Annotated in this window: 17 protein-coding genes and 5 pseudogenes; 10 read left to right on the forward strand and 12 right to left on the reverse strand. The window is 72.0% G+C overall.

What is annotated here, in order from left to right; genetic code table 11:
* Positions 1 to 44 precede the first annotated feature (44 nt).
* From Srubr_RS09185 to Srubr_RS41590, 10 genes are all read right to left on the reverse strand, one after another.
* The gene (locus Srubr_RS09185) at positions 45 to 1,139 is read right to left on the reverse strand and encodes a Gfo/Idh/MocA family protein (RefSeq protein ID WP_189999875.1); all 1,095 of its coding nucleotides are present in this window, start codon (positions 1,137 to 1,139) and stop codon (positions 45 to 47) included.
* On the reverse strand, positions 1,136 to 2,296 hold the full coding sequence (locus Srubr_RS09190; RefSeq protein ID WP_189999876.1) for a DegT/DnrJ/EryC1/StrS family aminotransferase: 1,161 nt from the start codon (positions 2,294 to 2,296) through the stop codon (positions 1,136 to 1,138). Before Srubr_RS09190 ends, Srubr_RS09185 begins: the two co-directional genes overlap by 4 nt.
* Before the next feature lie 162 nt (positions 2,297 to 2,458).
* Entirely contained in the window at positions 2,459 to 2,788 is a 330-nt protein-coding gene (locus Srubr_RS40340; RefSeq protein ID WP_229927022.1) for a TPMT family class I SAM-dependent methyltransferase, read from the reverse strand.
* Positions 2,692 to 3,081 carry a class I SAM-dependent methyltransferase gene (locus Srubr_RS40345; protein ID WP_229927023.1) on the reverse strand — a complete coding sequence of 130 codons (390 nt, stop codon included), beginning with the start codon at positions 3,079 to 3,081 and terminating at the stop codon, positions 2,692 to 2,694. Before Srubr_RS40345 ends, Srubr_RS40340 begins: the two co-directional genes overlap by 97 nt.
* 163 nt (positions 3,082 to 3,244) lie before the next feature.
* On the reverse strand, positions 3,245 to 4,240 hold the full coding sequence (locus Srubr_RS09200) for a methyltransferase domain-containing protein (RefSeq protein ID WP_229927024.1): 996 nt from the start codon (positions 4,238 to 4,240) through the stop codon (positions 3,245 to 3,247).
* A 372-nt stretch (positions 4,241 to 4,612) separates the two neighbouring features.
* Positions 4,613 to 6,181 carry an ANL family adenylate-forming protein gene (locus Srubr_RS09205; protein ID WP_203854929.1) on the reverse strand — a complete coding sequence of 523 codons (1,569 nt, stop codon included), beginning with the start codon at positions 6,179 to 6,181 and terminating at the stop codon, positions 4,613 to 4,615.
* A 163-nt stretch (positions 6,182 to 6,344) separates the two neighbouring features.
* The gene (locus tag Srubr_RS09210) at positions 6,345 to 7,340 is read right to left on the reverse strand and encodes an acetamidase/formamidase family protein (protein ID WP_229927015.1); all 996 of its coding nucleotides are present in this window, start codon (positions 7,338 to 7,340) and stop codon (positions 6,345 to 6,347) included.
* Positions 7,341 to 7,527: 187 nt separating this feature from the next.
* Complete coding sequence (gene infA / locus Srubr_RS09215) at positions 7,528 to 7,752, reverse strand: translation initiation factor IF-1 (protein WP_189999831.1); 225 nt, start codon at positions 7,750 to 7,752, stop codon at positions 7,528 to 7,530.
* The gene (locus Srubr_RS41585) at positions 7,740 to 8,102 is read right to left on the reverse strand and encodes a GNAT family N-acetyltransferase (RefSeq protein ID WP_308445501.1); all 363 of its coding nucleotides are present in this window, start codon (positions 8,100 to 8,102) and stop codon (positions 7,740 to 7,742) included. Before Srubr_RS41585 ends, infA begins: the two co-directional genes overlap by 13 nt.
* A gap of 16 nt (positions 8,103 to 8,118) precedes the next feature.
* On the reverse strand, positions 8,119 to 8,286 hold the full coding sequence (locus Srubr_RS41590) for a hypothetical protein (protein ID WP_308445502.1): 168 nt from the start codon (positions 8,284 to 8,286) through the stop codon (positions 8,119 to 8,121).
* 608 nt (positions 8,287 to 8,894) lie between these two features.
* Here Srubr_RS41590 and Srubr_RS09225 point away from each other — a divergent pair.
* The 10 genes and pseudogenes from Srubr_RS09225 to Srubr_RS09275 all read left to right on the forward strand — a co-directional run bounded on the left by Srubr_RS09225 (position 8,895) and on the right by Srubr_RS09275 (position 24,778).
* Complete coding sequence (locus Srubr_RS09225) at positions 8,895 to 9,701, forward strand: AMP-binding protein (RefSeq protein ID WP_203854946.1); 807 nt, start codon at positions 8,895 to 8,897, stop codon at positions 9,699 to 9,701.
* 366 nt (positions 9,702 to 10,067) lie between these two features.
* A pseudogene (locus Srubr_RS41890) lies at positions 10,068 to 10,214 on the forward strand (AMP-binding enzyme); the annotation flags it as partial.
* Between the two features lie 95 nt (positions 10,215 to 10,309).
* On the forward strand, positions 10,310 to 10,738 hold the full coding sequence (locus Srubr_RS09240) for a hypothetical protein (RefSeq protein WP_230426648.1): 429 nt from the start codon (positions 10,310 to 10,312) through the stop codon (positions 10,736 to 10,738).
* 115 nt (positions 10,739 to 10,853) lie between these two features.
* Positions 10,854 to 11,036, forward strand: coding sequence for a hypothetical protein (locus Srubr_RS09245; protein ID WP_203854950.1), 183 nt, complete (start codon positions 10,854 to 10,856; stop codon positions 11,034 to 11,036).
* Positions 11,037 to 11,449: 413 nt separating this feature from the next.
* A pseudogene (locus tag Srubr_RS42200) lies at positions 11,450 to 14,235 on the forward strand (type I polyketide synthase); the annotation flags it as partial.
* Between the two features lie 204 nt (positions 14,236 to 14,439).
* Positions 14,440 to 16,103 (forward strand): annotated as a pseudogene (locus Srubr_RS42205) (type I polyketide synthase); the annotation flags it as partial.
* A gap of 123 nt (positions 16,104 to 16,226) precedes the next feature.
* Positions 16,227 to 20,918, forward strand: coding sequence for a type I polyketide synthase (locus Srubr_RS42210; RefSeq protein ID WP_461792054.1), 4,692 nt, complete (start codon positions 16,227 to 16,229; stop codon positions 20,916 to 20,918).
* Positions 20,915 to 20,962: pseudogene (locus Srubr_RS41900) on the forward strand (hypothetical protein); the annotation flags it as partial. The gene Srubr_RS42210 and the pseudogene Srubr_RS41900, both read left to right, overlap by 4 nt.
* Before the next feature lie 600 nt (positions 20,963 to 21,562).
* Positions 21,563 to 22,027 carry an acyltransferase domain-containing protein gene (locus Srubr_RS40360; protein WP_230426649.1) on the forward strand — a complete coding sequence of 155 codons (465 nt, stop codon included), beginning with the start codon at positions 21,563 to 21,565 and terminating at the stop codon, positions 22,025 to 22,027.
* Positions 22,028 to 22,855: 828 nt separating this feature from the next.
* Positions 22,856 to 24,778 carry a beta-ketoacyl reductase gene (locus Srubr_RS09275; protein ID WP_203854953.1) on the forward strand — a complete coding sequence of 641 codons (1,923 nt, stop codon included), beginning with the start codon at positions 22,856 to 22,858 and terminating at the stop codon, positions 24,776 to 24,778.
* A 72-nt stretch (positions 24,779 to 24,850) separates the two neighbouring features.
* Here Srubr_RS09275 and Srubr_RS41615 read toward each other — a convergent pair.
* Both Srubr_RS41615 and Srubr_RS09285 read right to left on the reverse strand, forming a co-directional pair.
* Positions 24,851 to 25,105, reverse strand: a pseudogene (locus Srubr_RS41615) (MbtH family NRPS accessory protein); the annotation flags it as partial.
* Positions 25,106 to 25,142: 37 nt separating this feature from the next.
* Positions 25,143 to 26,345, reverse strand: a complete 1,203-nt coding sequence (locus Srubr_RS09285; RefSeq protein ID WP_230426644.1) for a cytochrome P450 — start codon at positions 26,343 to 26,345, stop codon at positions 25,143 to 25,145.
* Positions 26,346 to 26,616 lie beyond the last annotated feature (271 nt).

Below are 26,616 nucleotides of genomic sequence, written 5' to 3' on the forward strand. Positions count from 1 at the left end.
GTCGAGGTCGAAGATCACCACACTGCGCACCGGTACGCTCGCCATCAGGTCGCCGCCGCGGTCATGACCGGCCCGGCGGGCAGCAGCGGTGTCGCCGAGGCCGCGTACAGCGCCTCGATCGTGCCGACGATCCGCCGCACGCCCGCGATCGCGGATCCGCACGCCGACGGATCGGCGAGGTGGTCCCTGATGTCGTCGAGCTGACGGGAGTACTCGGCGCCGATCGGCTCGGTCGGGACCGTGATCTCGCTCGTCCGGCCCCGCCGGACGACGCTGAGCCGCGGCCGCGGCTCGCGATTGGGGCTGAAGCCGAAGGTGGACCGGAGCATCGCGGTGTCGTCACTCCCCTCGATCCGGATCTCGGTGACGTCATGGCTCGCCGCGTGCGTGGCCCAGCTGGCGCGAAGGCCCACCGACAGACCGCTGCCGGTGACCAGGAAGCCGCGCACGGTGTCCTCGACGTCCGCGTCGAGTTCCGGCACCGGCTGATCATGCCGCCAGGCCGCCGTCCAGCGCGGGTCGTTGACGTGGTCGTACGAGGTGGACGCGGCGGCCTGAACGAACGCCAACGGCCCGGCGACGGTCTCCAGGACATCGAGCAGATGCCATCCGAGGTCGAACAGCACCCCGCCGCCTGCCTCCGCCCGGCTGGTGAACCAGCCCTGGGACCGGGGCACTCCGCAGGCCCGTTCCCACACCAGGTCGATGTGGCGCAGGTGGCCGAGCTCGCCGGCCAGACCGGCCAGTGCCCGCACGTCCGCGCGGTATCGGCACGCACTTCCGGCCAGCAACGGGACGCCGCCTGCCCGCTCGGCCGCGGCCAGCCTGTCCGCCTCCGCGCTCGAGAGGCAGACCGGCTTCTCCACGAAGGTGGCGAGACCTCGGGTGAGAAGACGTCGCGCGAGCGCCGCGTGCAGGTGGTTGGGCGAGGCGACCAACGCGAGGTCGGCGTCCTCGGCCCGCAGCGCGTCGACGTCGCCGAAGGCCGGACGGCCGGTCGCCGCGGTGAACGCCTCCCGCCTGGCCGGATCCGGATCGACCGCGGCCACTACCTCGTAGTCACCGTTTGCCATCAGACGAGGAAGCCAGATCTCTCGGCCGGACCACCCGAACCCGACCAGTACGGTGCGGATCCTCATCCGGCGGCCACCTGGTCGGCCACGATGGCGGCGGTGTCGGTGAGAGCCTGCTCCGACGCGAGCAGGGTGCGGTGGTGCAGCCAGACGCAGTCCTGGCTGATCGCGTCGGCGTTGGGGCACCGCTTGGCGACCGCGTCGACGGACTCCTCGGGTGCGCCGGTCTCCCAGAACGCCGCGGTGCGGTAGATGGCGCGGAAGCCCGCGAACGCCGGGATCCCCGCGTCGACCAGGCGATCGACGAGGAGGTTGCGACGCTCCTCCGACCAGCCGGGAAGCCGGAACATCGCCATGTAGTGCGGATTCCGGTCGGCCCGCGCATCACCGCCCTGCGGCCGGACGCCGGGGATCTGGGCCAAGAGCTGCGACAGCAACCGCCACCGCTGCTCGCGCAGCTCGATCTGGCCGTCGAGGCGGCCCAGCTGAGCGCGCAGGACGGCGGCCGAGAACTCGTTCATCCGCATGTTGGTGCCGGCCACCTGGTGGTGATAGTTGCGGTCGGTGCGCGGCCGGCCGCAGGAGTGATGCAGGAATGCCTTCTCGTAGTCGTCCGGGTCCAAGAACAGCACCGCGCCGCCCTCGCCCGCGGTCATCAGCTTGCCGTTCTGGAAGCTGAACGCCGCGATCGAGCCCAGCTCGCCCACGCGCTTGCCCCGCCACCGGGCACCGTGCGCGTGGGCCGCGTCCTGAAGGATCCGGACGCCGGCATCGGAGGCGAGCTTGTCCAGTGCGTCCATGTCGGCCATGAGACCCGCCATGTGCACCGGCATGATCACCCGGGTCCGCGGTGTGATCGCCTCGGCGGTGGCGGTCGCGTCGATGTTGTAGGTCTCCGGATCGACGTCCACCGGCACGGCGACGGCCCCGATCCGCTGAGCGGCCTGGGACGAGGAGATGAAGGTGAACGCCGGCACGATCACTTCGGTGCCCGGTCCCGCACCCAGCACCTGCAGGGCGAGCTCCAGCGCGTGCGTGCCGTTGGTGACGGCGAGGGCGTGGTGGGCACCGTGGTATCCGGCGAACTCCCGCTCGAAGCTGTCCACCTCGCTGCCACCCATGCGCCACCACTGGCCCTGGGACAGCGCACGATCAAGAGCTCGGCGTTCGGTGTCATCGAATTGCGGCCAATCCGGAAAGGTCGGCCTCGGTCGCGGACTCATTTCTGCCTGACTCCTTCTGGTTGATTGGCCTCACGGTACGGAGTCCGATGCCTACGCCACGGCTCTTCGACCTGGCAGCCGATTCGGAATTCGCCGTCGCCCTGTTCCATGAATTCGGCGCGACGGGAGGCCTTTCAGGGGGATTCGCTCGGGGAAGGGTGGTCAGGTGCGGGTGATCGCGGCCAGCCAGCCCGGTGCCCCGTCGATGTCTCTGTTGTTCTCCAATGTCGCGGGTTCGATCGAATCGACCCGCCAGCCGTCGGCGAAGGTGGCCCGGATTTCGTCCTGGCTCACCCGCCTGGCGCGGATCCCGCCCTGGCTCTCCCGTCGCGGTCCGCTGCCGGGGTGATGGCGGTCGCTGATGCAGAGCAGGAACAACCGCGCGTCCGGCGGCATCACGGTGGCCAGGCTGCCGGCGTAGCGGACGCGTTCGGTCTCGCTGAACGCGTGGAACAGGGCGCAGTCGAGCACGGTGTCGAACTGCTCGCCCAAGTCGCCGAGTTGAGTGCGTCCCCGACCAGGAAGCGCGCCGGCAGGCCGCGCTCTTCCGCTTTGCGCCGCGCGATCCCGATCGCCGTCGACGCCGAGTCGATGCCGACCGTCGGCAGGCCGAGGGCCGCCGCCATGAGCGCGACCTCGCCGGTGCCGCACCCGACGTCGAGCACCCGGCCGCGGAAGGCGCCCGCCTCGGCGAGGTCGCGCAGGGCCGTCTGGGGGCGGCCGAGGTCCCAGAGCGGTGTTCCGGCGTAGTGCGCGTCGAAGCCCTCCACCTTGCTGCCACCCATGTGTGTCCGGCTCCTTCTGGTCGATTGGCCTCACGGTACGGAGTTCGGCGCCTACGCCACTATCCCTCAACCTGGCAGCAGATTTGTGTTTCGCCGTCGCCCCATTCTGCGAATTCGGCGCACGTGGCAGCCTTTCGGGGGTGTGCGCTCGGGAAAAGGGCGGTCAGGTGCGGGTGATACTGGCCAGCCAGGCCAGCACTCCGTCGACATATTTGTTGTTCTCCAGCATCGCGGGTTCGATCGAATCGACCCGCCAGCCGTCGGCGAAGGTGGCCCGGATTTCGTCCTGGCTCACCCGCCGCGGTCCGATATCGGGTGGATGGCGGTCGCTGAAGCAGAGCAGGAACAACCGCGCGTCCGGCGGCATCACGGTGGCCAGGCTGTCGGCGTAGCGGACTCGTTCGGCGTCGCTGAACACGTGGAACAGGCCGCAGTCGAGCACGGTGTCGAACTGCTCGCCCATGGCGCCGAGTTCGAGTGCGTCCCCGACCAGGAAGCGCGCCTGCAGGCCGCGCTCTTCCGCTTTGCGCCGCGCGATCTCGATCGCCGTCGACGCCGGGTCGATGCCGACCGTCGGCAGGCCGAGGGCCGCCGCCATGAGCGCGACCTCGCCGGTGCCGCACCCGACGTCGAGCACCCGGCCGCGGAAGGCGCCCGCCTCGGCGAGGTCGCGCAGGGCCGGTTGCGGACGGCCGGTTTCCCAGGGCGGCGTACCCGCATACCGCGCGTTGAAATGCTCGGGGGACAGGGCATCGGTGAGCCGGCGCGCCAGTTGCTCGAGTGTCTCGACCAATTCCTTGGCCTGGCCGGGGTCTTGGATCCCGGCGGCCGCGGCGAGCTGCTCGTCGATCCGCGCGGCGGCTCGGCCGGCGCTCCTGTGCCGGGCAGCCGCCCGGACGACCGTTTGTCCGTCCGGGGCGGCCGCGGTGGTGACCGCACCCCGGTCGCGCAGGGTGGCGACGCTCGTCTCCACGTGGCTCGCCGGGAAGCCGGTGCGGTTGGCGATCTCGGTGACCGAGGTGTCCGGGTGTTCGAACACGTCGGTCATGACGTGACGCACGCCGGGAGACAGCTGTCGCACACCGGTGGGGTCCGGGAGGGCGTCCTCGCCGATCCGCAGCAGCTTGCGCGCGAGGTCGTGCAGTTCGAAGCCGTCCATGGCCGGAGAGTCTTCCCGACGCCGGACAGCGCACGCCATCACGCAGGTTGACGGTACTGGGGATCGCTGGTCGGTCGGCTGGGGTGGTCGCTGAACTCGGGCCGGGGGCAGGTCTGTTGTGCCGGGAGCCGGTATCGGGCAGGGCCTGCGGCACCGGCCGCGCAGGTGGGCCGTGGGCGAGTGGCTCCCCGGCCGCCGGGCGGTAAGGCTCCGTCAGCCCGGCAGTCCGTCTCCAGGGCCCGGCCCGCGCGGATGCGGGCCACCAGGGCCCCGGGGCCTGGGGAGGGGCAGAGCGGCGGGCGCGTGGTGAGGCGACCGCATCGCACGTCCGGGAAGAACGCTCCGGACCGGTACGAGGAGATGCTTGCCGCGTCAGGCCTGGGGGGCGGGCCGGGTCAGTGCGGCGCGGGCGTCGGCCCGCAGCCGGACCCGATCGGGTTTGTCCCAGCCGGTCGTCGGCAGTTTCCGGCGAATGTCGATCAGGCGGGGGACGTAGGTGTCGGACAGTGCCTCGGCGACGTGACGGCGCAGTTCCCGGGGATCCGGGTCGGCGCCGGGCTCGGGCACGACGGCGGCGTAGATGTGCTCCACCCGGTCGGCGTCCTCGACCCCGCATACGGCGGCCTGGGACACGCCCGGGGCCTGCCTGAGCACCTTCTCCACCTGCTCGGGGTGGATGCGGATTCCCTTGACCTTCATCATGTTCGCGAGCCGGCCGGTCAGGTGCAGGTAGCCGTCGGTGTCGAGGTGCCCGAGGTCGCCGGTGCGCACCCAGCCGTCGCGGACGAGTGCCGCGGTGAGTGCCGGCTCGTGCCAGTAGCCGGCCGTGGGCCAGCGTGGAACCGCGCAGACCTCGCCGACCTCGCCGACGGGCAGTACCGCGCCGGTGTCGGGGTGCCGGATGCTGAGCGCCTCTGGGTTGACCGGCCGGCCCGCGCTGGAGCAGGCGCGCAGGTCGTCGTGGTCGCCGGGGGGGAGCATGGTGAGCACTCCGGTCTCGGTCGTGCCGTAGACCTGGATCAGTACGGGGCCGAAGATTTCCCGGGCCTTGCGCAGCTTGAGCGGTGCCCCGGGGCTGCCGGTGTAGATCAGCTCGGTCAGGCTGGACAGGTCGGTGGCCGCCCGGTCCGGGTGCTCGGCCAGTGCGTACACCTGCGGGGTGCCGAGGATGAGCCGGCCGATGCGGTGCTGCGCGATCGCGTGGAGCACGGCCGCGGCGTCGAAGCCGGGATGCAGGACGACCATGCCGCCGGTGATGAGCGTGTCGTCCGCGGCGAACCCGCTGGAATGGGTGAGCGGTGCGGTGATCAGGACGTTCGTCCGGCTGCTGCGGTCGATGGCCGATGCGGCCATGTCGTTCTTGACGCCGAAGGGCCAGCAGACACCCTTCGGCAGGCCGCTCGCCCCACTGGTCTGGGTGATCACCGCGAGGTCGCTGTCGGTGATGTCCGGGCACGGGCCTACTCCGTCACCGCAGCCGGCGGTCAAATCCACCGTGTCCGGCTGTCCTGCGCCCAGTACGGCCAGGACCGGCCGACCGGTCGCGTTCACCAGCAGCTCCCGTGCCCGTGCCTCGTTGGCCGGGTCGACCGCCAGCATCCGGGCGCCGACATCCGAGACGATGGCGCGCTGCAAGTCCATGCGCAACTCGTCGTCAGGCACCACCGCATTCATCCCACGCACATGTGCGGCGGTCGCCCCCACCAGGTTGGCCGCCCACCGCAGGATCAGTGTGGCCGCGGTGTTGGGCTCGGTCAGGATGCAGACGACGTCACCGCGGCCGACGCCGTGGCGGCCCATCGCGGCCGCGGCCCGGCGAACGGCGTCGGCCAGCTCCCCGGCGGAGAAGGGGACGTCCCCGCTGACCATGGCAGGGCGATCCGGATCGGCATCGAAATGAGTCAGCAGCTGCTGAACATAATGCACATGCGTGGTACTCATGACCCGGTTTCGCCTTCCTGTCCAAGACAATGCGATGTCCAGTGGTCGAGTGAGACGAACCGCAGGCTAAACCGGCGGGCACCGAGGGCCCCATACCTCACATTGACGGCACGTGGTCGCCGCGAAAGAGCCGGCCCCGGCCTGCCCGGGAAGGCTGAACGGCTCAGGCCGCGGGGCGCAGCCAGCGGTCGACCCGGGTACGCAGGCCGGCCGGGAAGATGTCTTTGCGCAGGAGGCCGTGCACGCCCTTGGGCGGCAGGGGGACATCGACGTGGTGGACCTCGCTCTGGTCCGCGTACTGGGTGATCCGGAAGCTCGCGGCCATGCTGCACAGTGCGTGGGCCTCGGCGCGGGTGACGCCGGACGCCGCGCTGAACCAGCTGATCAGTCCGCGCAGGCAGTCGACCAGTGCGGCCTCCAGGCTGTCAGCCAGTCCGATGCCGATCCAGTGCGTGTCGGTCTCGGCCAGCGGCCGGGTCAGGCCCACGTTCTTGTGGAGGTCGTACCGCATCCGCAAGCGCTCGGCCGTGGACTTCAGGCCGGTCTGGTCGACCAGTCCGTCGCCCTGCAGGGCGTGAATGTCACCGATCCAGATCCGGGCCCCCGGCTTGGCCACGGGAAGGAACAGCGAGGAGCCCACGGTGAGTTCGGGGAGGGCCAGGTTGCCGCCGTGGTCGCCACCGATCAGCGCGCTTGTCTGCTCGTCGCCCGGCGGTTCGACCGCGATGATGCCGGCGAACGGGTCGAGCGGCAGCGAGATGCCGTGAACGTAGTCGGCCCGGGTGCGGGTCCGGTCGAACCGGAAGTCGTGGAAGTACGGCTCGTCGAAGTCGTACGGCAGCGCGCCGGCCCGGGTGGGGAAGGCGTTGCCGCCCCAGTCGCTCAGCCGCAGTTCCGTCAGCCGGCACTCGACGACGTCGCCCGGTTCGGCACCGGTCACCTCGACCGGGCCGACGATCTGGAACGGGCAGCCCGGGTACTCCTGGCGCAGCCGCGCACGGTCGGCCGGGGACGAGCCGTACCGCAGCTGGTTCTGCCAGTTGGTCCAGGTGTCGGGGTAGAGAACCTCGTCGCCGGACTCGATCCTGGCTGCCGACGCAGCGCCGGGATCGAGGACGCCCGGCCGGACCGTGGCCAATGTGGACTGAACCGTATGCATCGTCACGGCCGCAACGCTAGGCAGCCGCAGATGAGCCAGGCAAGGAAGTCCGGGCGTCACCGGGCAAGACTGTCAACGTGACTGGTGAAGGTGCACCGCGGACTTCCGGCCAGGAGGCCATCGAAGCGGTGCGGACCCCCTGAGGGGGGATCAGCACCGCTCCTGCCTTGGCGTGTTCCGCCGGCCGCTACATCCGGTGCCGGAAGGTGATCCGGCCACGGGTCAGGTCATACGGGCTCAACTCGACCGTCACCGTGTCCTGCGGCAGGATCTTGATGTAGTGCTTGCGGAGCTTCCCGCTGATGTGTGCGAGTACCTTGTGACCGTTCTCGAGTTCAACCCAGAACTTGGCGTCTTTCAGGGACTCGACGATGGTACCGACAACCTCGATACCTCGATTTACTTTTGCCACGTCAGCTCCAAGGTGTTGCTCTCACGGCGGGCTCCGACGCTTTCCAACAGGCTGATCGTCGCGGTGTCGGTCTCGTCGACGTCGATCGTCGCGAGACCGAACTCGCGAGTGTGCAGAGCGTCCAGCGCGTGGACCAGCAGCGCCCTGCCGATGCCACGGCGGCGCTGGTCGGCGCGGACCTCGATGGAGCGAATCCGCGCGATCCGCGGCCTCCCGTTGTCCCGCATCGACGGCGAAATCCGGATCACACCGACTTCGACCCCCTCGACTTCGGCGCGGGACTCCTCCGCGCCGCCGGTCAACGTCACCCCCGCCGGGGGCGACACGGCGGGCTGCGCTTCGCCGGGCACCAGCAGGTACTGCCGCTCACTTCGGTGAGGGGTGAAGCCGGCCCGCCGCCAGTGCGAGATCGTGTCCGCGTCGTCGGCGTCGGACCAGCGTGTAGAGCGGCGCCGGCAGTTCCGCCAGCATGGCGGCGGCCAGCCGGTCGAAGGCTGTGTCGTGCCATGCGTCGATGCTGATGTACAGTCGCACCGTCGGGCCTGCGCCCCGTGTCGCCACTGCCGACAACCAAGTCGCCGTCGCTGGCGTGCCACTGGTCTTCGGCGACCCGCGTGATCACGGGGTCTGGGGTGGGATGCTTAAGGTTGATGGCTGTCGCCTTCCAGGAGTGCCTCTGGTGCGCTCCCGCGACATCTACATCCAGTCGCCTGCCGTGACCAATAGGGGGAGCACCCGGGTAATCGAACGAACATTCACGGGTCTCACCTCCTACAGGGTCTGTCACGGCTGGAGTGACATTACAGACGGACGTCGTCACGCCCAACTGCGAGGGCGGAGAACCCTGCAGACAAGCCGCACCCTGCCGCGAAAGGCCACGAGGCTGGGGATGCCCAGCCCGGCAAGGCCGCTCCTAGCCTCCGCATGTAGGCAGAAGGCTTTTTGGTGCCCGATGCGGTTTCGCTCCACGAGAGGATGCGTGATTCCGTGCGCGCCGAGCTGATCAGAGCGCTCCCCCTGGTGTTGCGGGAGCACGCGGACACTTCGGTGGAAGGTCGCCTTCGAGACGCGGAGCGGGCGGTCACGTACCCCGATCTGGAGGCGCGGACCCGGCGGCTGGCCGGGCATCTGGCGGACTCGGTGTGCGGCGCGGCGATTCGGTGATGATCTGCCTGCGCAACAGCGTGGAGATGCTGGAGAGTTACCTCGCGATCCTTCGCGCGGACGCGATCGGGTGCCCGGTCAACCCCGCGTCCACCGACTTCGAACTGGACTATCTCCTGGCCGACAGCGAGGCGGCCGTCGTCATCACCGACCCCGTGCACGTGGCCGGCTTCCTGCGCTCGCCGTCCCTGCCCCGCGGCGCCAGGCTGCTGGTGACCGGCGACGCACCCGCGCACGCGTCGGTCCACGCCTACCAGGAACTCGTCAGGACCGAGCCCGCGGAACCCGCACGGGACGATCTCGGCCTGGACGACGTGGCATGGACGTTCTACACCTCGGGGACCACCGGGGAACCGAAGGGAGTGCTGTCCAGCCAGCGCAACTGCTTGTACTCGGTGGCGGCGAGCTATGTGCCGATCCCCGGGCTGTCGGCCGACGATCGCGTGCTGTGGCCGCTGCCGTTGTTCCACAGCCTCTCCCACATCGCGTGCGTGCTGGCGGTGACCGCGGTCGGCGCGACCGCCCGGATCATGGACAGCCCTTCGGGCGACGAGTTCCTGGAGGCCGCCCGGGAAACCCGGGCCACCTTCGTGGGGTGTGCCGACCACCTACCACTACCTTCTGGAGGCGCGGCGCCAGCGCCGATCACCCTGCCGGACCTGCGGATCGGGCTGGTCGGGGGAGCGGTCGCCGGCCCAGGGCTGTGCCGGTCGTTCCGCGAGGAGTTCGGGTGCCGCTGGTCGATGCGTACGGCAGCACCGAGACGTGCGGGGCGAGCACCATGAACCCGCCGGGAGGCGTCCGCGTCGACGGGTCGTGCGGCTTCCGGTGCCGCGTGGATGTCCGCATCGTCGACCCGGAGACCCGGCCGCGACGTGCCGGCCGGCGCCGAGGGCGAGGTGTGGGTGCGCGGCCCGAACGTGACGCCGGGCTACCACAACAAACCGGAGGCGCCGCTGCCGCGTTCCAGGACGGCTGGTATCGCACGGGTGACCTCGCCCGCCGGACGCCGCCCGTGGTACTTCACCATCAGCGGCCGGATCAACGATCTGATAGTCCGGGGCGGGGAGAACGTCCATCCGGAGAGATCGAGGCGGTTATCCGCGCCGTTCCGGGATCGCCGACGTCGGGCGTGGCCGGCCGGCCGCACGATGGTGCTGGGCGAGGTGCCCGTCGCCTACGTGGTCGCCGCCCGTCAGGCGTCGAGGCACGACGCCGTGATCGAACGGTGCCGCCGGGAGCTGTCCACGTTCAAGCTTCCCGAAGAGGTCTATGAGGTGGCCGGCGTTCCGCGGACTGCGTCGGGGAAGATCCAGCGGCGCCTGCTGGCCGATCAGCCCGCCGTACTGCGATGCACGGCAAGCGGGGTGCACGACGGAGTGCTGCGCCTGGAGTGGGTGCCCGCGCCGGCCCGCGGCACCCGCCGGCCCCCGCGCCGACGACCTGGGCGTTCGTCGGCTCGGCCGCGGCGGGCCTCGCCGCGGCCGCGGGCTCGTCCTCCTGCTACGCCGATCTGGCCACGGCCGGCGCCGCCGAGATGACGGTGCTGCTGGCGCCCGACATGCCGGGCACCTGGGCGGAGCGCCGCGCCGGGATCGAACAGCTGGTCGAGGAGCTGACGGCGGGGGCCGCGCGAGCCGGATCGGGGCAGCTGGTCCTCGTGACCCGGCGGGCAGTGGCGGTCTCGGCGCGGGACGATCCGGCCGATCCGGCTCAGGCCATGCTGGCGGCCGCGGCGGGCCAGGTGCTGGGGAGCCGGGCCATCCTGGTCGACCGGACGGCGCATCGCCGGTCGACGCCGTGCCGTACGCGACCTGCGTGACGAGCCGCGCTGGCTCTGCGGTCCGGCGAGCTCCTGGGTGCCCGGCTGACCCGTCAGGCGGTCCCGGACCGGTCGATACGCGATTCATGGTCCCGGCTCCGACGGCGTCGTGGTGATGACGGGTGCGCACACCGTGCGCGGCGCCGCGGTGGCACGCCACCTGGCCTCCGTCCTCCCGAACGAGCGGCTGCTGCTGATCGCCGGCGAGGACGCCGCCGAGTGGGAGCCGGCGATCGCGGCGGGCCCCGCCGCGGTGATCCTCCGCCGACGGCGACCCCCGAGCTGGCCGCGAAGCTGAGCACCGCAGCGGACTTTGCCCGGACCTCGTTCATCACGATCGCGGACTCGTACGAGGTCACCGGGGCGGCAGACCCCGGCCGGGCGGTCTCGGCGGCCATGATGGGCGCCGTGGTCCACGACCGCCGACGGCGCGGTCTGGCCGGCTCGGTCCTGACCTGGTGCGAACCGGCCGGGGACACGCCGGGTTCGCCCTGGTGCGTGACGGGCTGTTCGCGCTCGACACGCTTCCTTGCCACATCGGACCCGACGCCGTTGTTCGCCCTGCGTGCGCGCCGGCCGGAGCCGGGGGCCGGCTGCCCGCCCTGCTGCGTGCCCTCTTCCCAAAGCCGCTCGTCCAGGACGGACTCGAGGACACCTCCTCCGCTCTGCGGGCAGAACTGGCCCGCCTGGACCGGCACGCGCAGCACCACGCTGCTCCAGGCCCTGGTCCGGGACGAGTCCGCGGCGTCGCTCAACCAGCCCGACACCGTCGCCGTCCCGGTGGACCGGGCGTTCCGGGACCTCGGGTACAACTCGGTCGCACTCATCGAACTGCGTACCCGGCTGATGGCCAGGACCGGTCTGAAGCTGCCGACAGCAGCGGTGTTCGACCATCCGACGCCGCGTGCGCTGGCCGCGTACCTGCACGCCGAACTGGTCGGTGACACCGCTGCCGACACCGCCGCCGGCAAACCGTCCGACCCCGACGAGCCGGTGGTGATCGTCGGGATGGCCTGCCGCCTGCCGGGCGGGATCACCGGGCCGGACGAGCTGTGGCGTCTGGTCAGCGAGGGCCGGGATGCGTCAGGGCCGTTTCCGGCCGACCGCGGCTGGGACCTGGAGCGGCTGTTCGACGCCGACCCGGGCCGGGCCGGGACCTCGTATGTCGACCGGGGCGGGTTCCTCGACGGCGCGGCCGAGTTCGACGCCGACTTCTTCGGGATCTCCCCGCGCGAGGCACTCGCGATGGACCCGCAGCAGCGGCGCTGCTGGAGACCGCGTGGGAGGCGCTGGAGCACGCGGGAATCGACGCGTCGTCGTTGCGGGGCACCGACGCCGGGGTCTTCGCCGGCCTGATGGAGCAGGGCTACGGCACCGGCGGTCCGGTGCCCGAGGAGCTCGAGGCCTTCCAGACGACCGGAACCGCGGGCAGCGTCGCGTCGGGCCGGATCTCCTATCTGCTCGGCCTGCGGGGACCGGCGATCACCGTGGACACGGCGTGCTCGTCCTCACTGGTCGCGCTGCATCTGGCCGCCCACGCGCTGCGCCGCGGCGAGTGCTCCCTGGCCTTGGCCGGTGGTGCCACGGTGATGGCCACCCCCCAGTCATTCGTCGAGTTCTCCCGGCAGCGCGCACTGGCCGCTGACGGCCGGTGCAAATCCTATGCCTCGGCCGCCGACGGCACCGCGTGGGCAGAGGGGGCCGGGATGCTGGTCCTGGAACGCCTCGGCGATGCCCGCCGCAACGGGCACCGGATCCTGGCGGTGCTGCGCGGCTCCTCGGTGAACTCCGACGGCGCGTCGAACGGCCTCACCGCACCGAGTGGTGAGGCGCAGCAACGGGTCATCCGGCAGGCACTGACGTCGGCCGGCCTGGGCCCGGCGGACATCGACGCGGTGGAGGGGCACGGGACCGGGACCGTTCTGGGCGACCCGATCGAGGCCGAGGCGTTGCTGGCCACCTACGGCCGGGACCGCGACGCCGGCCAGCCCCTGTGGCTGGGATCGCTCAAATCGAACGTCGGCCACACCCAGGCCGCGGCCGGTGTCGCCGGCGTGATCAAGATGATCCAGGCGCTTCGGCACGGTGTGCTGCCGGCGACACTCAACGTGGACGAGCCCACCTCACGCGTCGACTGGTCGTCGGGCGCGGTCGCGCTGCTGACGGAGAACAGGACCTGGCCGGACCTCGGCCGTCCGCGTCGCGCGGGAATCTCCGGCTTCGGCCTGAGCGGAACGAACGCCCACGTGATCGTGGAGGAAGCACCCCGGCAGCCGGCCGTCCGGCGGCCGGCGCCACCGGCGCCATCGGCGCCCCGGATCGTGCCTCTGGTCCTGTCGGCCCGCGGAACGCGGGCGCTCAACCGGCTGGCGGACCGGCTCGTCCCGCTCATCCAGACCGCCGACGACTCGTCCTGGGCCGACATCGCCGTGGCGCTGGCCACTCGACGAGCAACCATGGACGAGCGCGCGGTCGTACTGGCCGGCTCCCGGGACGAGGCGCTGGCCGGCCTGCGCGCACTGGCCCGCGACGAGGCCAGTCCCCTCGTGGTGCGCGACAGCGCCACCTCTGACGCGTCGTCCGGCGTCGTGCTGATCTTTCCCGGGCAGGGCGCGCAGTGGGCCGGGATGGGCCGTGAGCTGCTCGATACCTCCCCCGCGTTCGCCGGGGTCGTCCAGGAGTGCGCTCGGCTGCTGACCGAATGGGCGGACTGGTCGCTGATCGACGTGCTGCGCGGCGAGGCCGACCAGGAACTGCTGGAACGCGTCGACGTCATCCAGGTGGCGAGCTTCGCGATGATGGCCGGGCTGGCCGCGCTGTGGGCGTCGGCGGGAGTCCGGCCCGACGCGGTCGTGGGCCACTCGCAGGGTGAGATCGCCGCGGCATACGTCGCCGGGGCGCTCTCCCTGCGCGACGCCATGCGGGTCGTCGTGGTCCGCAGCCAGGCGATCGCCGGGACCCTGTCCGGCCGAGGAGGCATGGCGTCGGTGCGCCTCGACGCCTCCGCCGCGGCGGCCTGGCTGGCGGAAAGGGACGGCCGGGTCCAGGTCGCCGCGGTGAACGGTCCGTCCTCGGTGGTGCTCTCCGGTGACCCGGAGGCGCTGGCGGACGCGTTGAGCGAACTGGCCGAGTCCGGTGTCGACGTACGGCGGGTGGCAGTCGACTACGCATCGCACAGCGACCAGGTCGAGGCCGTCCGGGACCACCTGGCGGTGGCTCTGGCCGATCTGTCGCCCGCCGAGCCCACGGTGCCCTTCCACTCGACCGTGACCGAGGGCCGGGCCACCGGAGCGCTGGATGGCGGCTACTGGTACCGCAACCTGCGGCAACAGGTCCGTTTCGGTCCCACGATCGACCGCCTGCTGGAGCAGGGATTCGGCGCGTTCGTCGAGGTCAGCCCCCACCCGGTGCTGGTCCAGCCGGTCGCTGAGGCCGTACACCACGCGCCCGCGGAAGCGGTCGTCGTCGGTTCGTTGCGCCGGGACGACGGCGGGCTCGGCCGTCTGGTGCGATCGATGGCCGAGCTGTTCGTCCACGGCGTCCCGGTGGACTGGCGCGGCCTGCTCGCCGACGACGTCGCCCGGGCCGCGTGGGTCGACCTGCCGACGTACCCGTTCGAGCGCCAGCACTTCTGGCGCCGTCCGGTGCCGAGCGCCGGCGCGTCGGGCATGGGCCTGGACGACGCCGGCCACCCGCTGCTCGGTGCGCTCGTCCGGCTCCCCGAATCCGGTGGCCTGGTCGCGACCGGCCGATGGTCCGCGTCGACGCTCGCGTGGGCGGCCGGCACCGAGGCCACCGACGGGTCCGACGGCGCCCCGGTCCGGGTACCGGAGGCGGTACTGGTGGAGCTGGCACTGTGGGCAGGCGGAGAGGCCGACGCCCCGGTCGTCGAGGAGCTGACCATCGATCCGGCCGTCGTGCTGCCCCGCCACGGCGGCCGCGACATACGGATCGTCGTGGGGCGGCCGGACGCTTCTCGCCGGCGGCCGATCACGGTCTACTCGGGGCCGCCCGGAGCGGCCGTGACGCAGGAATGGACACGTCACGCCACCGGCACGGTGACACCGTCGGCCGGCCCACCCGGCGAGTTCTCCCTCGGCCCCGCGGCCGAGGTCGCGCTCGATGACGCCGAGCAGCCCGACGCGCACCGCTACGGCATTCATCCGGCTCTGCTCGACGCGGCGGTCCGCGCCGTTGTCTCCCCGGATGAGCGGCCGAAGACCTGGCGAGGCGTCCAGCTGCTGGCGTCCGGAGCCACCGGGATTGACGTCCGCTCGGCGTCCGCGCCGACCCGTCCGGCCTGGCACATCGAGTTGACGGATCCGGCCGGGCAGCGGGTGCTGGAGGTGGCTGAACTGGTCACCGAGCAGCGGGAGCAGGCGCAGCCCGCTGCTTCCTGCGCGGGCCTCTTCCGCATCGACTGGGTCGACCACCCGCTACCGCCAAACTCCTCGGCGGCCGGCTCTGCCGCCCGCTACATCACCGACGCCACCGACCTCGTCGGCGCGCCGGCGACTGTGCTGATCCACGAGGTCGACATCTCCGCCGGGGACCCTCGGGGCGCGGTCGTCGCGGAACTCGAACTGCTACAGGCGTTCCTCGCCCGGCCGGCCGGGGACGACGACCGACTGGTGATCGTCACGCCGGACGGGGAAGACGTCGTCACCAGCGCCGTGCGGGGCCTGGTGCGGTCGGCCCAGTCGGAGCACCCGGGCCGGTTCGTCCTGGTGGCGGTGGACGACGCGGCCGGTGCGACGAATGCTGTGATCGCGGCGGCCCTGAGCGGCGAACCGCAGCTCCGGCTCCGGGACGGCCGGGCACAGGTGCCACGGCTCGACCGGCTGCACCCGGCCGCTTCGTCATCGCAGGCCCGACCGCTCGATCCCGACGGCACCGTGCTGATCACCGGTGGTACGGGAACGCTCGCGGCGGTGACCGCGCGGCACCTCGTCACCGAGCACGGTGTCCGCCATCTGATCCTGGCCGGCCGCCGCGGCCCCGAGGCCGACGGCGCCGCGGCGCTGCACGACGAACTGGTCGGGCTCGGCGCGACCGTTCGGCTCGTGGCCGCCGATGTGGCGGACCGCGAGCAGGTGGTGGCGCTGCTGGCCATGGTCGAAGAGAACCACCCGCTGACCGCGGTCGTGCACACCGCCGGGGTACTGGACGACGCGGTCATCACCGAGCTCGACCCGCACCGCGTCGACGCCGTGTTCGGGCGAAGGTGGATGCGGCCCGCCACCTGGACGACCTCACCCGTGACCTCGGTCTCGCCGCCTTCGTTCTCTACTCCTCGGCCGCGGGCGTGCTCGGCAACCCGGGGCAGGGAAACTACACCGCGGCCAACGCGGCACTGGACGCCGTGGCGCGGGAACGGCGGCACGCCGGCCTGGCGGCGGTCTCGATCGCCTGGGGTTACTGGGACCGGGCCAGTGGCCTGACCCGCCACCTCGGCCACGCCGACCACCGGCGGAACCGGGACATCGGCATGGTCGCCCTGTCGGACGGCGACGGGATGGCGTTGCTCGACCAGTGCCTGCGCGCCGGTGACGGCCCGGACGCGGCGCTCGTCGCCGCCGGGTTCGACCTGGCCGCGCTCCGGGCGGCCGATCAGTCGCGGGTGCCGCCCGTCCTGCGGAGCCTGGTCCGGGGCAAACGGCCGATCGGCCGGGCGACCACGAACGCACGGCCGGCTCCGGCGGCGCCGGCCTCCCCCTCCGGCCGGATCAGCGCGCTGCCCCCGGCCGAGCAGTTCGACGCCCTGGTCGACCTGATCCGCCGGCAGTGCTCCCTCGTCCTTGGCCACGCGAGCACCGACGCGATCCGGCTCGACCGGACGTTCAAGGACTCGGGCTTCGACTCGCTCACCGCGCTCGAACTGCGCAACCGGCTCGCCACCGCGACCGGGCTGTCCCTGCCCCCCTCGATGATCTTCGACTTTCCGCGACCGAGGTCGCTGGCGGCCCACCTGCAGGCCAAGCTCCTCGACGACGCGCAGGCCCAGCCGGCCACCGCGCAGCCGAGGGCGACGGCCGCGGAGCCGAGGGCGACGGCCGGGGAACCGATCGCCATCGTCGCGATGGCCTGCCGGTTCCCCGGTGGCGTACACAGCCCCGAAGACCTGTGGCGGATCCTGTCCGCGGAGACCGACACGGTCACCGAGTTCCCCACCGACCGCGGCTGGGACACCGACCGGCTGTTCGATCCCGACCCGGACCACCCCGGCACCACCTACGTCCGCCACGGCGCCTTCCTCGACGACCCGGGCGCCTTCGACGCCGGCTTCTTCGGTATCTCCCCGCAAGAGGCGTTGGCGATGGACCCGCAGCAGCGACTGGTCATGGAGACCTCGTGGGAGCTGCTCGAACGCGCAGGCATCGACCCGCACAGCCTGCACGCCCAGGATGTGGGCGTCTTCGTCGGGGTGAACAGCCATGACTGGACCGTACGCACGCACCACGCGTCCGGCGTCGAGGGTTTCCGCCTGACCGGCAGCTCGGGCAGCGTCCTGTCCGGAAGGGTGGCCTACCACCTGGGCCTGGAGGGCCCGGCGATCACCGTGGACACCGCCTGCTCGTCCTCACTGGTAGCCCTGCACCTGGCCGTGCAGGCCATCCGCAACGGCGAGTGCTCGATGGCGCTGGCGGGCGGCGTGATGGTGATGGGCACGGTGGAGACCTTCATCGAGTTCTCCCGGCAGCGGGGGCTCGCCCCCGACGGCCGCTGCAAGGCGTTCGCCGACACGGCCGACGGCACCGGCTGGTCGGAGGGGGTCGGACTCCTTCTGGTCGAGCCGCTGTCCCGGGCCCGTGAGCAGGGCCACCGGGTGCTGGCCCTGGTCCGCGGAACGGCGGTGAACTCCGACGGCGCCTCCAACGGCCTCACCGCGCCGAACGGCCCGTCGCAGCAGCGCGTGATCCGCAAGGCGCTCGCCGCGGCCGGACTGCGGGGCGATGAGGTCGACTCCGTCGAGGGCCACGGCACCGGGACCACGCTCGGCGACCCGATCGAGGCGCAGGCGCTGCTGGAGACCTACGGCCGGGACCGGCCGGCCGACCGACCGCTCTGGCTCGGGTCGGTGAAGTCGAACATCGGCCACACCCAGGCCGCGGCCGGCGTCGCGGGCGTGATCAAGATGGTCATGGCGATGCGGCACGGCGTCCTGCCGAGGACGCTGCACGTCGACCGGCCGTCGACCCACGTGGACTGGTCGGCGGGCGCGGTCCGGCTGCTCACCGAACGCCGCGACTGGCCTCGTGCCGGACAGCCGCGCCGGGCTGGTGTGTCGTCGTTCGGTATCGGCGGGACCAATGCTCACGTCATCCTGGAAGAGGCCGGTGAGGAGAGCGCCGAGCATGACGCCGACGAGATGATGACCGGGGATCCCGCCCTGGACCGGCCCTCGGACGAGGGCTGCGTGCCGGTTCCGGTCTCCGGTCGCACCCCCGCCGCGCTGCGGGCCCAGGCCGGCCGGCTGGCGGACTTCGTGGCATCGCGGCCGGAGCTGGAGCCTGCCGACATCGCCCTCGCGCTGGCCACCGGCCGGGCGCAGCTCGACCGGCGGGCGGTCCTGGTGGTGCGGCATCGTGACGAGTTGGTCGGCGATCTGCGCGGTCTGGCCAAGGGTGCCGCTCCGGCCATCGGCGGCGCCCCGGTCGACGGCAAGCTGGCCTTCCTGTTCACCGGACAGGGCAGCCAGTGGCCCGGCATGGGCCGGGAACTCGCGGCCAGGTTCCCGGTCTTCGCCGAGGCGTTCACCGACGCCTGCCGCGCCGTCGAGACCCACTGGGCCGGTCATGCCACGGCGCCGCTGTCCGACGTCGTCTTCGCCGCCCCGGGCGCGCAGGACGGCCGGCTGATCGATCAGACGATCTACACCCAGGCCGGCCTGTTCGCTCTGGAAACCGCCCTGTATCGGCTCTACGAGTCATGGGGACTGCGCCCGGACCTGGTCGTCGGCCACTCCATCGGAGAGATCACCGCCGCGCACGTCAGCGGGGTGCTCGACCTGGCCGACGCGGGAAAGCTGGTCGCCACGCGGGCCCGGCTGATGCAGGCGCTACCGGCCGGCGGAGCCATGGTCGCTGTCCAGGCGAGCGAGGCCGAAGTGGCACCGGAACTGGTGGAGGCACCCGACGTCGTCCACGTCGCGGCGGTCAACAGCGCCCGGTCGCTGGTGCTGTCCGGTGCCGAGGCAGCCGTGCTGTGGGTGGCGGGCGAGCTCGCCCGCTTCGGCCACAAGACCCGCCGGCTGCCGGTGAGTCATGCCTTCCACTCACCGTTGATGCGACCGATGCTCGCCGAGTTCCGGGAGGTCGCCGAGTCGCTGACCTACCGGCCGGGCCGGGTGCCCGTCGTGTCCACGGTCACCGGCCGGCCGGACACCGGACAGCGATTGGCCACCGCCGACTACTGGGTCGAGCAGGTGCAGGCCACGGTCCGGTTCGGGGATGCGGTCAGATCGCTGCGCGATCAGGGCGTGACGACCTTCCTGGAGCTCGGGCCGGGGGGTGCGCTCACCACGATGGCGTCGGAGAGCCTGGAGTTGTCGGCGGCGTCCTGCATCGCGACGCTGCGCGCGGACGGCGCAGAAGTCGCCGACGTGATGGCGGCCCTGGGCGAACTGCACGTCCGCGGCGTGGCCCTGGACTGGCCCGCGGTCGTCGGCCGGCCGGCCGGATCCGCCTCGGCCCTGGCCACCGAACTGCCCACCTACGCGTTCCAGAGCCGGCGGTACTGGCTCGACCAGGCGGCGCTCGGGGACGCGGTCCCCGCGGCCGAGGCCGGGCCGGCCGACGGCCGGGAGGACGTTCAGGAGAGCGTCGCCGCCCGGTTGGCGAACCGGTCCCGGAACGAACGCCGGCGGGCCGCGCTCGAGGTGGTCCGGGAGTCGGTGGCGGTCGTGCTGGGCTATCAGCCGGCCGATCTCGACGCGATGGACGACGACCAGTCGTTCAGGAGCCTGGGCTTCGATTCGCTGGGCGGAGTACGGCTGCGTAACCGGCTGCGTGACCTCACGGGCGTCGACCTGCCCGTGACGGCGGTCTTCGACCACCCGACGCCGAAGGTCCTCGCGGCGCACGTGGCCGACGAGGGTGGCGGGCGAGGTGGCCGAGGTGACCGATCGGGCTCCGGTGTCCCCGGCCGACCCCGACGAGCCCATCGCGATCATCGGCATGGGCGTGCGGCTGCCCGGCGGCGTGGAGAGCCCGGACGACCTGTGGCGCCTGGTCATCGAGCGACGCGACGCGATCTCCGGCTTCCCCACCGACCGGGGCTGGGACACCGACGGGCTCTACCACCCGGATCCCGCGCACCCCGGGACCACCTACACCCGATCGGGCGGCTTCCTCTACGACGCCGCCCAGTTCGACCCTGGGCTGTTCGGGATCTCCCCGCGCGAGGCACTGGCCATGGACCCGCAGCAACGGCTGCTCCTGGAGGCGTCCTGGGAGGCCATGGAGCGGGCCGGCATCGACCCGCTGTCCGCCGGGGCGAAGAGATCGGTGTGTTCACCGGGATCGTGCACCACGACTACGCGACCAGGCTGAACCGGATTCCCGAGGAGGTCCGTGGATACGTCATGACCGGCACGTCGCCGAGCGTCGCCTCGGGCCGGATCGCGTACGTCTTCGGCTTCGAGGGGCCGGCGGTGACCCTGGACACCGCGTGCTCGTCCTCGCTGGTCGCCATCCACCAGGCCGCGCAGGCCCTCCGGCACGGCGAGTGCACGATGGCGCTGGCGGGCGGGGCCACGGTGATGGCCAGCCCGGAGGCGTTCGTCGAGTTCTCCAGCCAGCGCGGGCTCTCCGCCGACGGCCGGTGCAAGACGTTCTCGTCCACCGCGGACGGCACCGGCTGGTCCGAGGGCGCCGGCGTCGTGCTTCTGGAGCGGCTCTCGGTGGCCCGGCAGCGCGGTCACCGTGTGCTGGCCACGATTCGCGGGTCGGCGGTCAACTCCGACGGTGTGTCCAACGGGCTGACCGCGCCGAACGGGGCGGCCCAGCAAAGGGTGATCCGGCGGGCACTCGCCTCGGCCGGCATAGGTCCCGCCGACGTCGACGCGGTGGAGGCCCACGGGACCGGCACGGTGCTCGGCGACCCGATCGAGGCGGGGCACTGCTTGCCACGTACGGGGAGGCCCGGGATGCAGGGCAGCCGCTGTGGCTCGGGTCCTTGAAATCCAACATCGGGCACACCCAGGCGGCCGCCGGTGTGGCCGGCGTGATCAAGATGGTCGAGGCGCTGCGGCACCGTGTGCTGCCGCCGACCATCCATGTCGAGGAACCGACCGGACAGGTGGACTGGTCGGCAGGCACCCTCGCCCTGCTGACCGAGCCGCGGGAGTGGCCGCGGACCGGCCGGCCCCGGCGGGCCGGCGTCTCCGCGTTCGGTGCCAGCGGAACCAACGCGCACCTGATCCTCGAGCAGGCCCCGGCCCGAGGAGGCCGCGACCGCCCCCTCCGAGGACCCGGAGCCGTTGAAGGCGCTCGCGACGAACATCGTGCCGCTGGTGGTGTCCGCCAAGAGCGCCCGGTCACTCGGCGCGCAGGCCACCCGGCTGCGAATGTTTCTGGACAGCCCCCGCTCAGAGCGGCGAACCGACGCTGCCGGCGGTGGCGGACGCGCTGGTGCGTGGCCGGGCGACGCTGCCGGAGCGAGCGGTCGTGCTGGCCGGCTCGCGGGACGAGGCGCTGGACCGGCCTCGCCGCGCTCGCCCGCGGCGAGGTGACGCCCAACCTGACCACGGGCAGCGTGACCGGCTCCGGAGCACCCGGCCGACTGGTTCTCGTCTTCCCGGGCCAGGGAGCGCAATGGGCGGGCATGGGGCGCACGCTGCTGGAGGGTTCCGCGGTCTTCCGGGCACGGATCGACGAGTGCGCGCGGGCACTGCGACCCTGGGTGGACTGGTCGCTGACCGATGTCCTGCGCGGCGAGGCGGACGAACAGACCCTCGGCCGCGTGGACGTCGTCCAGCCGGCGAGTTTCGCGATGATGGTCGGCCTGGCCGCGCTCTGGGAGTCGCTGGGCGTGCGGCCCGACGCGGTGGTGGGCCATTCCCAGGGGGAGATCGCGGCGGCGTGCGTCGCCGGTGTCCTGTCGCTGGCCGACGCCGCCCGCATCGTCGCGGTGCGCAGCCAGGCGATCGCGACCACACTGTCCGGCCGGGGCGGCATGGCGTCGGTGATGCTCGGCGCGGACGAGGCCAACGACCGGCTGGCGGCCTGGGCCGGCCGGCTCGAGGTGGCCGTGGTGAACATGCCCGTCCTCGGTGGTCGTCGCCGGTGACGAGGAGTCGTTGGCGGAGGCACTGGAGTCCTTGACACCGGGACGGCGTACGGACCCGCCCGGTGCCGGTGGACTACGCCTCGCACACCCACCACGTCGAACGCATCAGGGACGTCCTGGAGACGGCGCTGAGCGGGATCGACACCCGGCCTCCGCGCATACCGTCTACTCGACGGTGACCGGTGGCTGGGTCGATGACGGCCATTGCCTCGACGCGGACTACTTGGTACCAGAACCTGCGGCGGGCCAGTCGGCTTCGGCCCGGCCGTGGCGAGTCTGCTGACCGAGGGCTTCGGAGTGTTCCTGGACAGTCAGCGGGCATCCGGTCCTGGTGCAGCCGATTGACCGACGTCATCGACGACCCGGACGGCCCGCTGCGCGGCGCCGGGCGACCGATCGTCTCCGGCAACCTGCGCCCGGGGCGCCGACGGTCCCGGCATCCTTCCTCGCCGCGGGCCGCGCGGCTCTTCGCCGGCGGTGTGCCGCTCGACTGGAGCGCGACACTGCCGGCGCAACCGTCCGGCACACGGTCGAGTTGCCCCACCTACGCCTTCGACCGCCAGCACTTCTGGCTGGGCCGAAGCCGCCCGCGGACAACGACCAACCGGCCGGCCGGGCGACGGATGCCGGCTTCTGGAACGCCATCGACGACGCCGATCCGGCGGCTTCTGGCCACCATGCTCAAACTGTCCGCACAACAGAGCCAGGCCCTGGACGCGGTACTGCCGGCCCTCGCCGACTGGCGGCAAGGCACGCGAGAACTGGTCGGTCTCGGAGCGACTCCGGTACGCGATCGGCGGGCCTCGCCCCCGCGCGAGGCCCTGGGCCGTGCCCGCCGGCCGCTGGCTCGTCATCACGCCGGAGACCGCGGACGTCTTGCGCGACGGTCTGCTCGACCAGCTGCGGGCCAACGGCCTCGACGTCGTGCCCTGCGCGGTGGAAACCGGCCTGTCCAGGGACGAACTCGCCCGCAGGCTGGGCGGTTTCCTCACCGACGACGGGATCGCCGGCATCCTGTCCCTGCTCGCGCTCCCGGACCGGATGGAGAGCCACCGGCCGGATGCCGCGGCGCTCACCACCTCCACCCTGACCCTGATCCAGGCGCTCGCCGCGGCCGGTGCCACCGCGCCCCTGTGGTGCCTGACCCAGGGCGCGGTCAGCGTCGGTGTCCGCGACGCCGTCGCCGGGCCGGCCCACGTGGCCCAGGCGGCGGTGTGGGGACTCGGCCGGGCGGCCGCGCTCGAACGCCTGAACCAGTGGGGCGGTTTGATCGATCTGCCCGCCGAACCGGACGGCCGTGCCGTCCGGCACCTGCTCGGCGTGCTGACCGGCGTGTCCGGTGAGGACCAGGTGGCGATCCGACGGACCGGCGTCCATGTCCGGCGCCTGCGGCGTGCCCCCCATCCGGCCGGGACCGGGGGCGAACGGCAGTGGCGGCCGCACGGGACGGTCCTGGTCACCGGCGGTGCGGAGGGCCTCGGACGCTACGCCTCGCTGTGGCTGGCGCGGGCAGGCGCCGAGCGATTGGTGGTCACGACCAGCGGGCGCGAGCCCGGCGAGCGGGTCGAGTCACTGCGCGACGAGGTGGCGAAGCTGGACAAGGGCACCGTCGTCGAGTCGTGCGCGGACGCCGACCGGGACGCGCTCGCCGGCCTGGTCCACGCTCCGGGCCGCCCGTTGACCGCGGTCGTCCACGCCGCCGACCTGTCCCTGACCAGCTTGATCGACGAGACCGGTGACGCGGAGGTCACGGAGGTCTTCCGGGCCAAGGTGAACACCGCGGTCTGGCTCAGCGAGCTGACGGCGGACCTTCCGCTCGACGCGTTCATCGTCTTCTCCTCGATCGCCGGCATCTGGGGCGGTGGCGGTCAAGCCGCCTACGGCGCGGCGAACGCGGTCCTCGACGCGCTGGTGCGGCGTCTGCGGGCGGACGGCGTCCCGGCGCAGGCGATCGCCTGGGGTGCGCTGACCGCGGGCGGCGCGGGAATGGACGAGGAGACGCTGGCCCAGCTCCGGCGGCGCGGCGTCATCCCGATGACACCCGACACGGCGACAGCCGCGCTGGACCAGGCGGTCCAGGCCGCCACGGAATCGGTGGTCATCGCCGACATGGACTGGAGCGCCTTCATCGTGCCGTTCACGTCGGCCCGCACCAGCCCGCTCTTCGACGACCTGCCGGAGGCCGCGGCGGCGATCGAGGCGGCACAGCCCTCCGACGACTTTGCCGAGAGCGCGTCGTCGCTGATGACGTCGCTGCGCGCGGTCGGGGCCGAACAGGACCGGATCCTGCTCCGGCTGGTGCGCAGCCAGGCGTCCATGGTCCTCGGTCACGGTGGTGCCGACGGGATCGGCGCGGCCCAGGCGTTCCAGGAGGCCGGTTTCGACTCGCTGGCGGCCGTCAACTTCCGCAACAGCCTGATCACCGCCACCGGGCTGAGGCTGCCGGCCACACTGATCTTCGACTGTCCGACCCCGCAGGCGGTGGTCGCATACCTGCGCTCGGAACTGCTCGAGGCCGAGGACGACGCGGATGTCCGCGAGGAGGACGTACGGCGGATCCTGGCCTCGGTGCCCTACCAGCGCCTCAAGGAGGCCGGTGTCCTGGAGACGCTGCTCGGCCTGGCCGACGCCGAGGCGGGCGGGGCCAGGGCATCGGACGAGGGCCCCGGGCCGGAGGCGGCCGCCGACGAGCTCATCGACATCATGGACGTCGACAGTCTGATCAAGCGGGCGCTCGGCTCCGGCAGCTGATCGCCGGAGCCGAGCTGGACGGTGGCGCCGGGGCCGGCCGGAAACCGGCCGGCGCCACTGCCTGATGAGGACCAGGCACGCCTGCCGCGTGCCGGGGCCGGCGGCCACGCCCCGGCCTGGGGGCACATCGGCGAAGCCGGGCCGGAGCGAGAACTGGCCCTCGCCGTTGCAGAGCACGGGATATTCGCCGGACACCACCTCGAACGGATCGGCCGTGACGGTCTTCTCCGTCACAAGGCCATGGTTCACCCCACGCTGAAAGGGCGCCCGTCCGCGGGCTGTGGGGGCCGCTGAACGAGAAAAAGGCCCAGCAGGTGGGCAGCACACTTCGGCTGCTCCACCGCTGGGCCCGTGCTTCGGTCCGTCAGCCCTTGCGGACCTCGATGGGCAGCTGGTTGACGCCGATCATCGCCCAGGGGTTGCGCAGGTTGACCGGTAGGTCGTCGCGTACGCGGATGTCGCTGTACCGCTCCATCAGAAGGCGCAGGGCGATCCCCACCTCGAGCCGCGCCAGCGGCGCGCCGAGGCAGAAGTGCATGCCCTTGCCGAACGTCAGGTGCGGGTTGGGGGCCCGGTGGATGTCGAACCGGTCCGGGTCGGCGAAGACGCGGTCATCGCGGTTCGCGGTGGTCAGCCACGCCAGGACGAAGGCGCCGGCCGGGATCTTCTGCCCGCCGATCTCGACGTCCTTCGTCGCCTGCCGCCCGAGACGGGGGAACGGAGGCCGGTAGCGCATCGACTCCTCGACCGCGGCCGGAATCAGCGCGGGATCGGCCCGCAGCTGCGTCCACACCTCGGGGTTCTCGTGCAACGCGAGAACCGTGTTGCCCAGGGTGGAGGTCGCGGTGACGTGGCCGGCGAGCAGCAGCAGGCCGAGGAAGCCGACGGTCTCCTCGTCGTCCAGCCGCACACCGTCGACCTCGACCTCCAGAAGCTTGCTGGTGAGGTCGTCGCCCGGGTTCTTGCGGCGGCGGCGGACGAACTCCAGCAGGTGGGTGTTCAACTCGCGCAGCAGCGGCGCGACATTGTTCACCGCGCTCTCCCCGAGGGAATCCAGCGACTGTTCCGGATCGACGTTGTGCACCTCGAAGAAGGTGTCGGACAGCCGCCGGACGAACGCGCGGTCGCTGACCGGGATGCCGAGCATCTCGGCGATGACGATGAACGGCAGCGGGTAGCCCAGCTGCTCGATCAGGTCCCACTGGTCGCCGCCGGCGTCCGCGTCGTCGAGCAGCTGCAAGGTCACCTCGGTGATCCGGGGTTCAAGTCCGGCGATCATCTTCGGGGTGAACGCGCGGCTGACCAGGCCGCGCAGCCGCCGGTGCACCGGATCGTCCGCCCCGAAGTTGCCCTTCTTGAACAGATCGAAGTCTTCCTGCTTGGGAGCCAGCGGGGCGACGTCGGACGAGAAGGCCGCCGAGTCGGTCAGCACCTGCAGGACGTCGTGGTAATCGAGTACGTGCCACGCCTTGATCTTGTCGTCGAAGTGCACGGCTCCGCGCTCGCGCAGCCCGTCGAGATAGGCGAGAAAGTTGGACAGTATCCGTTCGGATTGTTTCACGCTCATGAAACTCACTTCTCTCGTACGGCCCGATTCCGCGCTACTCGCCAGCCACCGTAGAACCGGACCGAACCGGCCGGACATCCCTCACCTTGCTAAGCGTCTCAACAGCCGCCTTGCACGGACTCGTTGGACGCTCATGCCGAACCCGCTGGTGCGGCGTGTTCGCACCGCCAACCGTCAGGCCGGGGGATGGGGATCGCTTCCGGCGCGGCCTATTAATGGGGGCATGGGACTGAAGATCGGTTACAAGGCATCGGCCGAGCAGTTCGCCCCG

Origin of the sequence: Streptomyces rubradiris (genome assembly GCF_016860525.1) — a bacterium.
In the GTDB taxonomy this organism is placed as follows: domain Bacteria; phylum Actinomycetota; class Actinomycetes; order Streptomycetales; family Streptomycetaceae; genus Streptomyces; species Streptomyces rubradiris.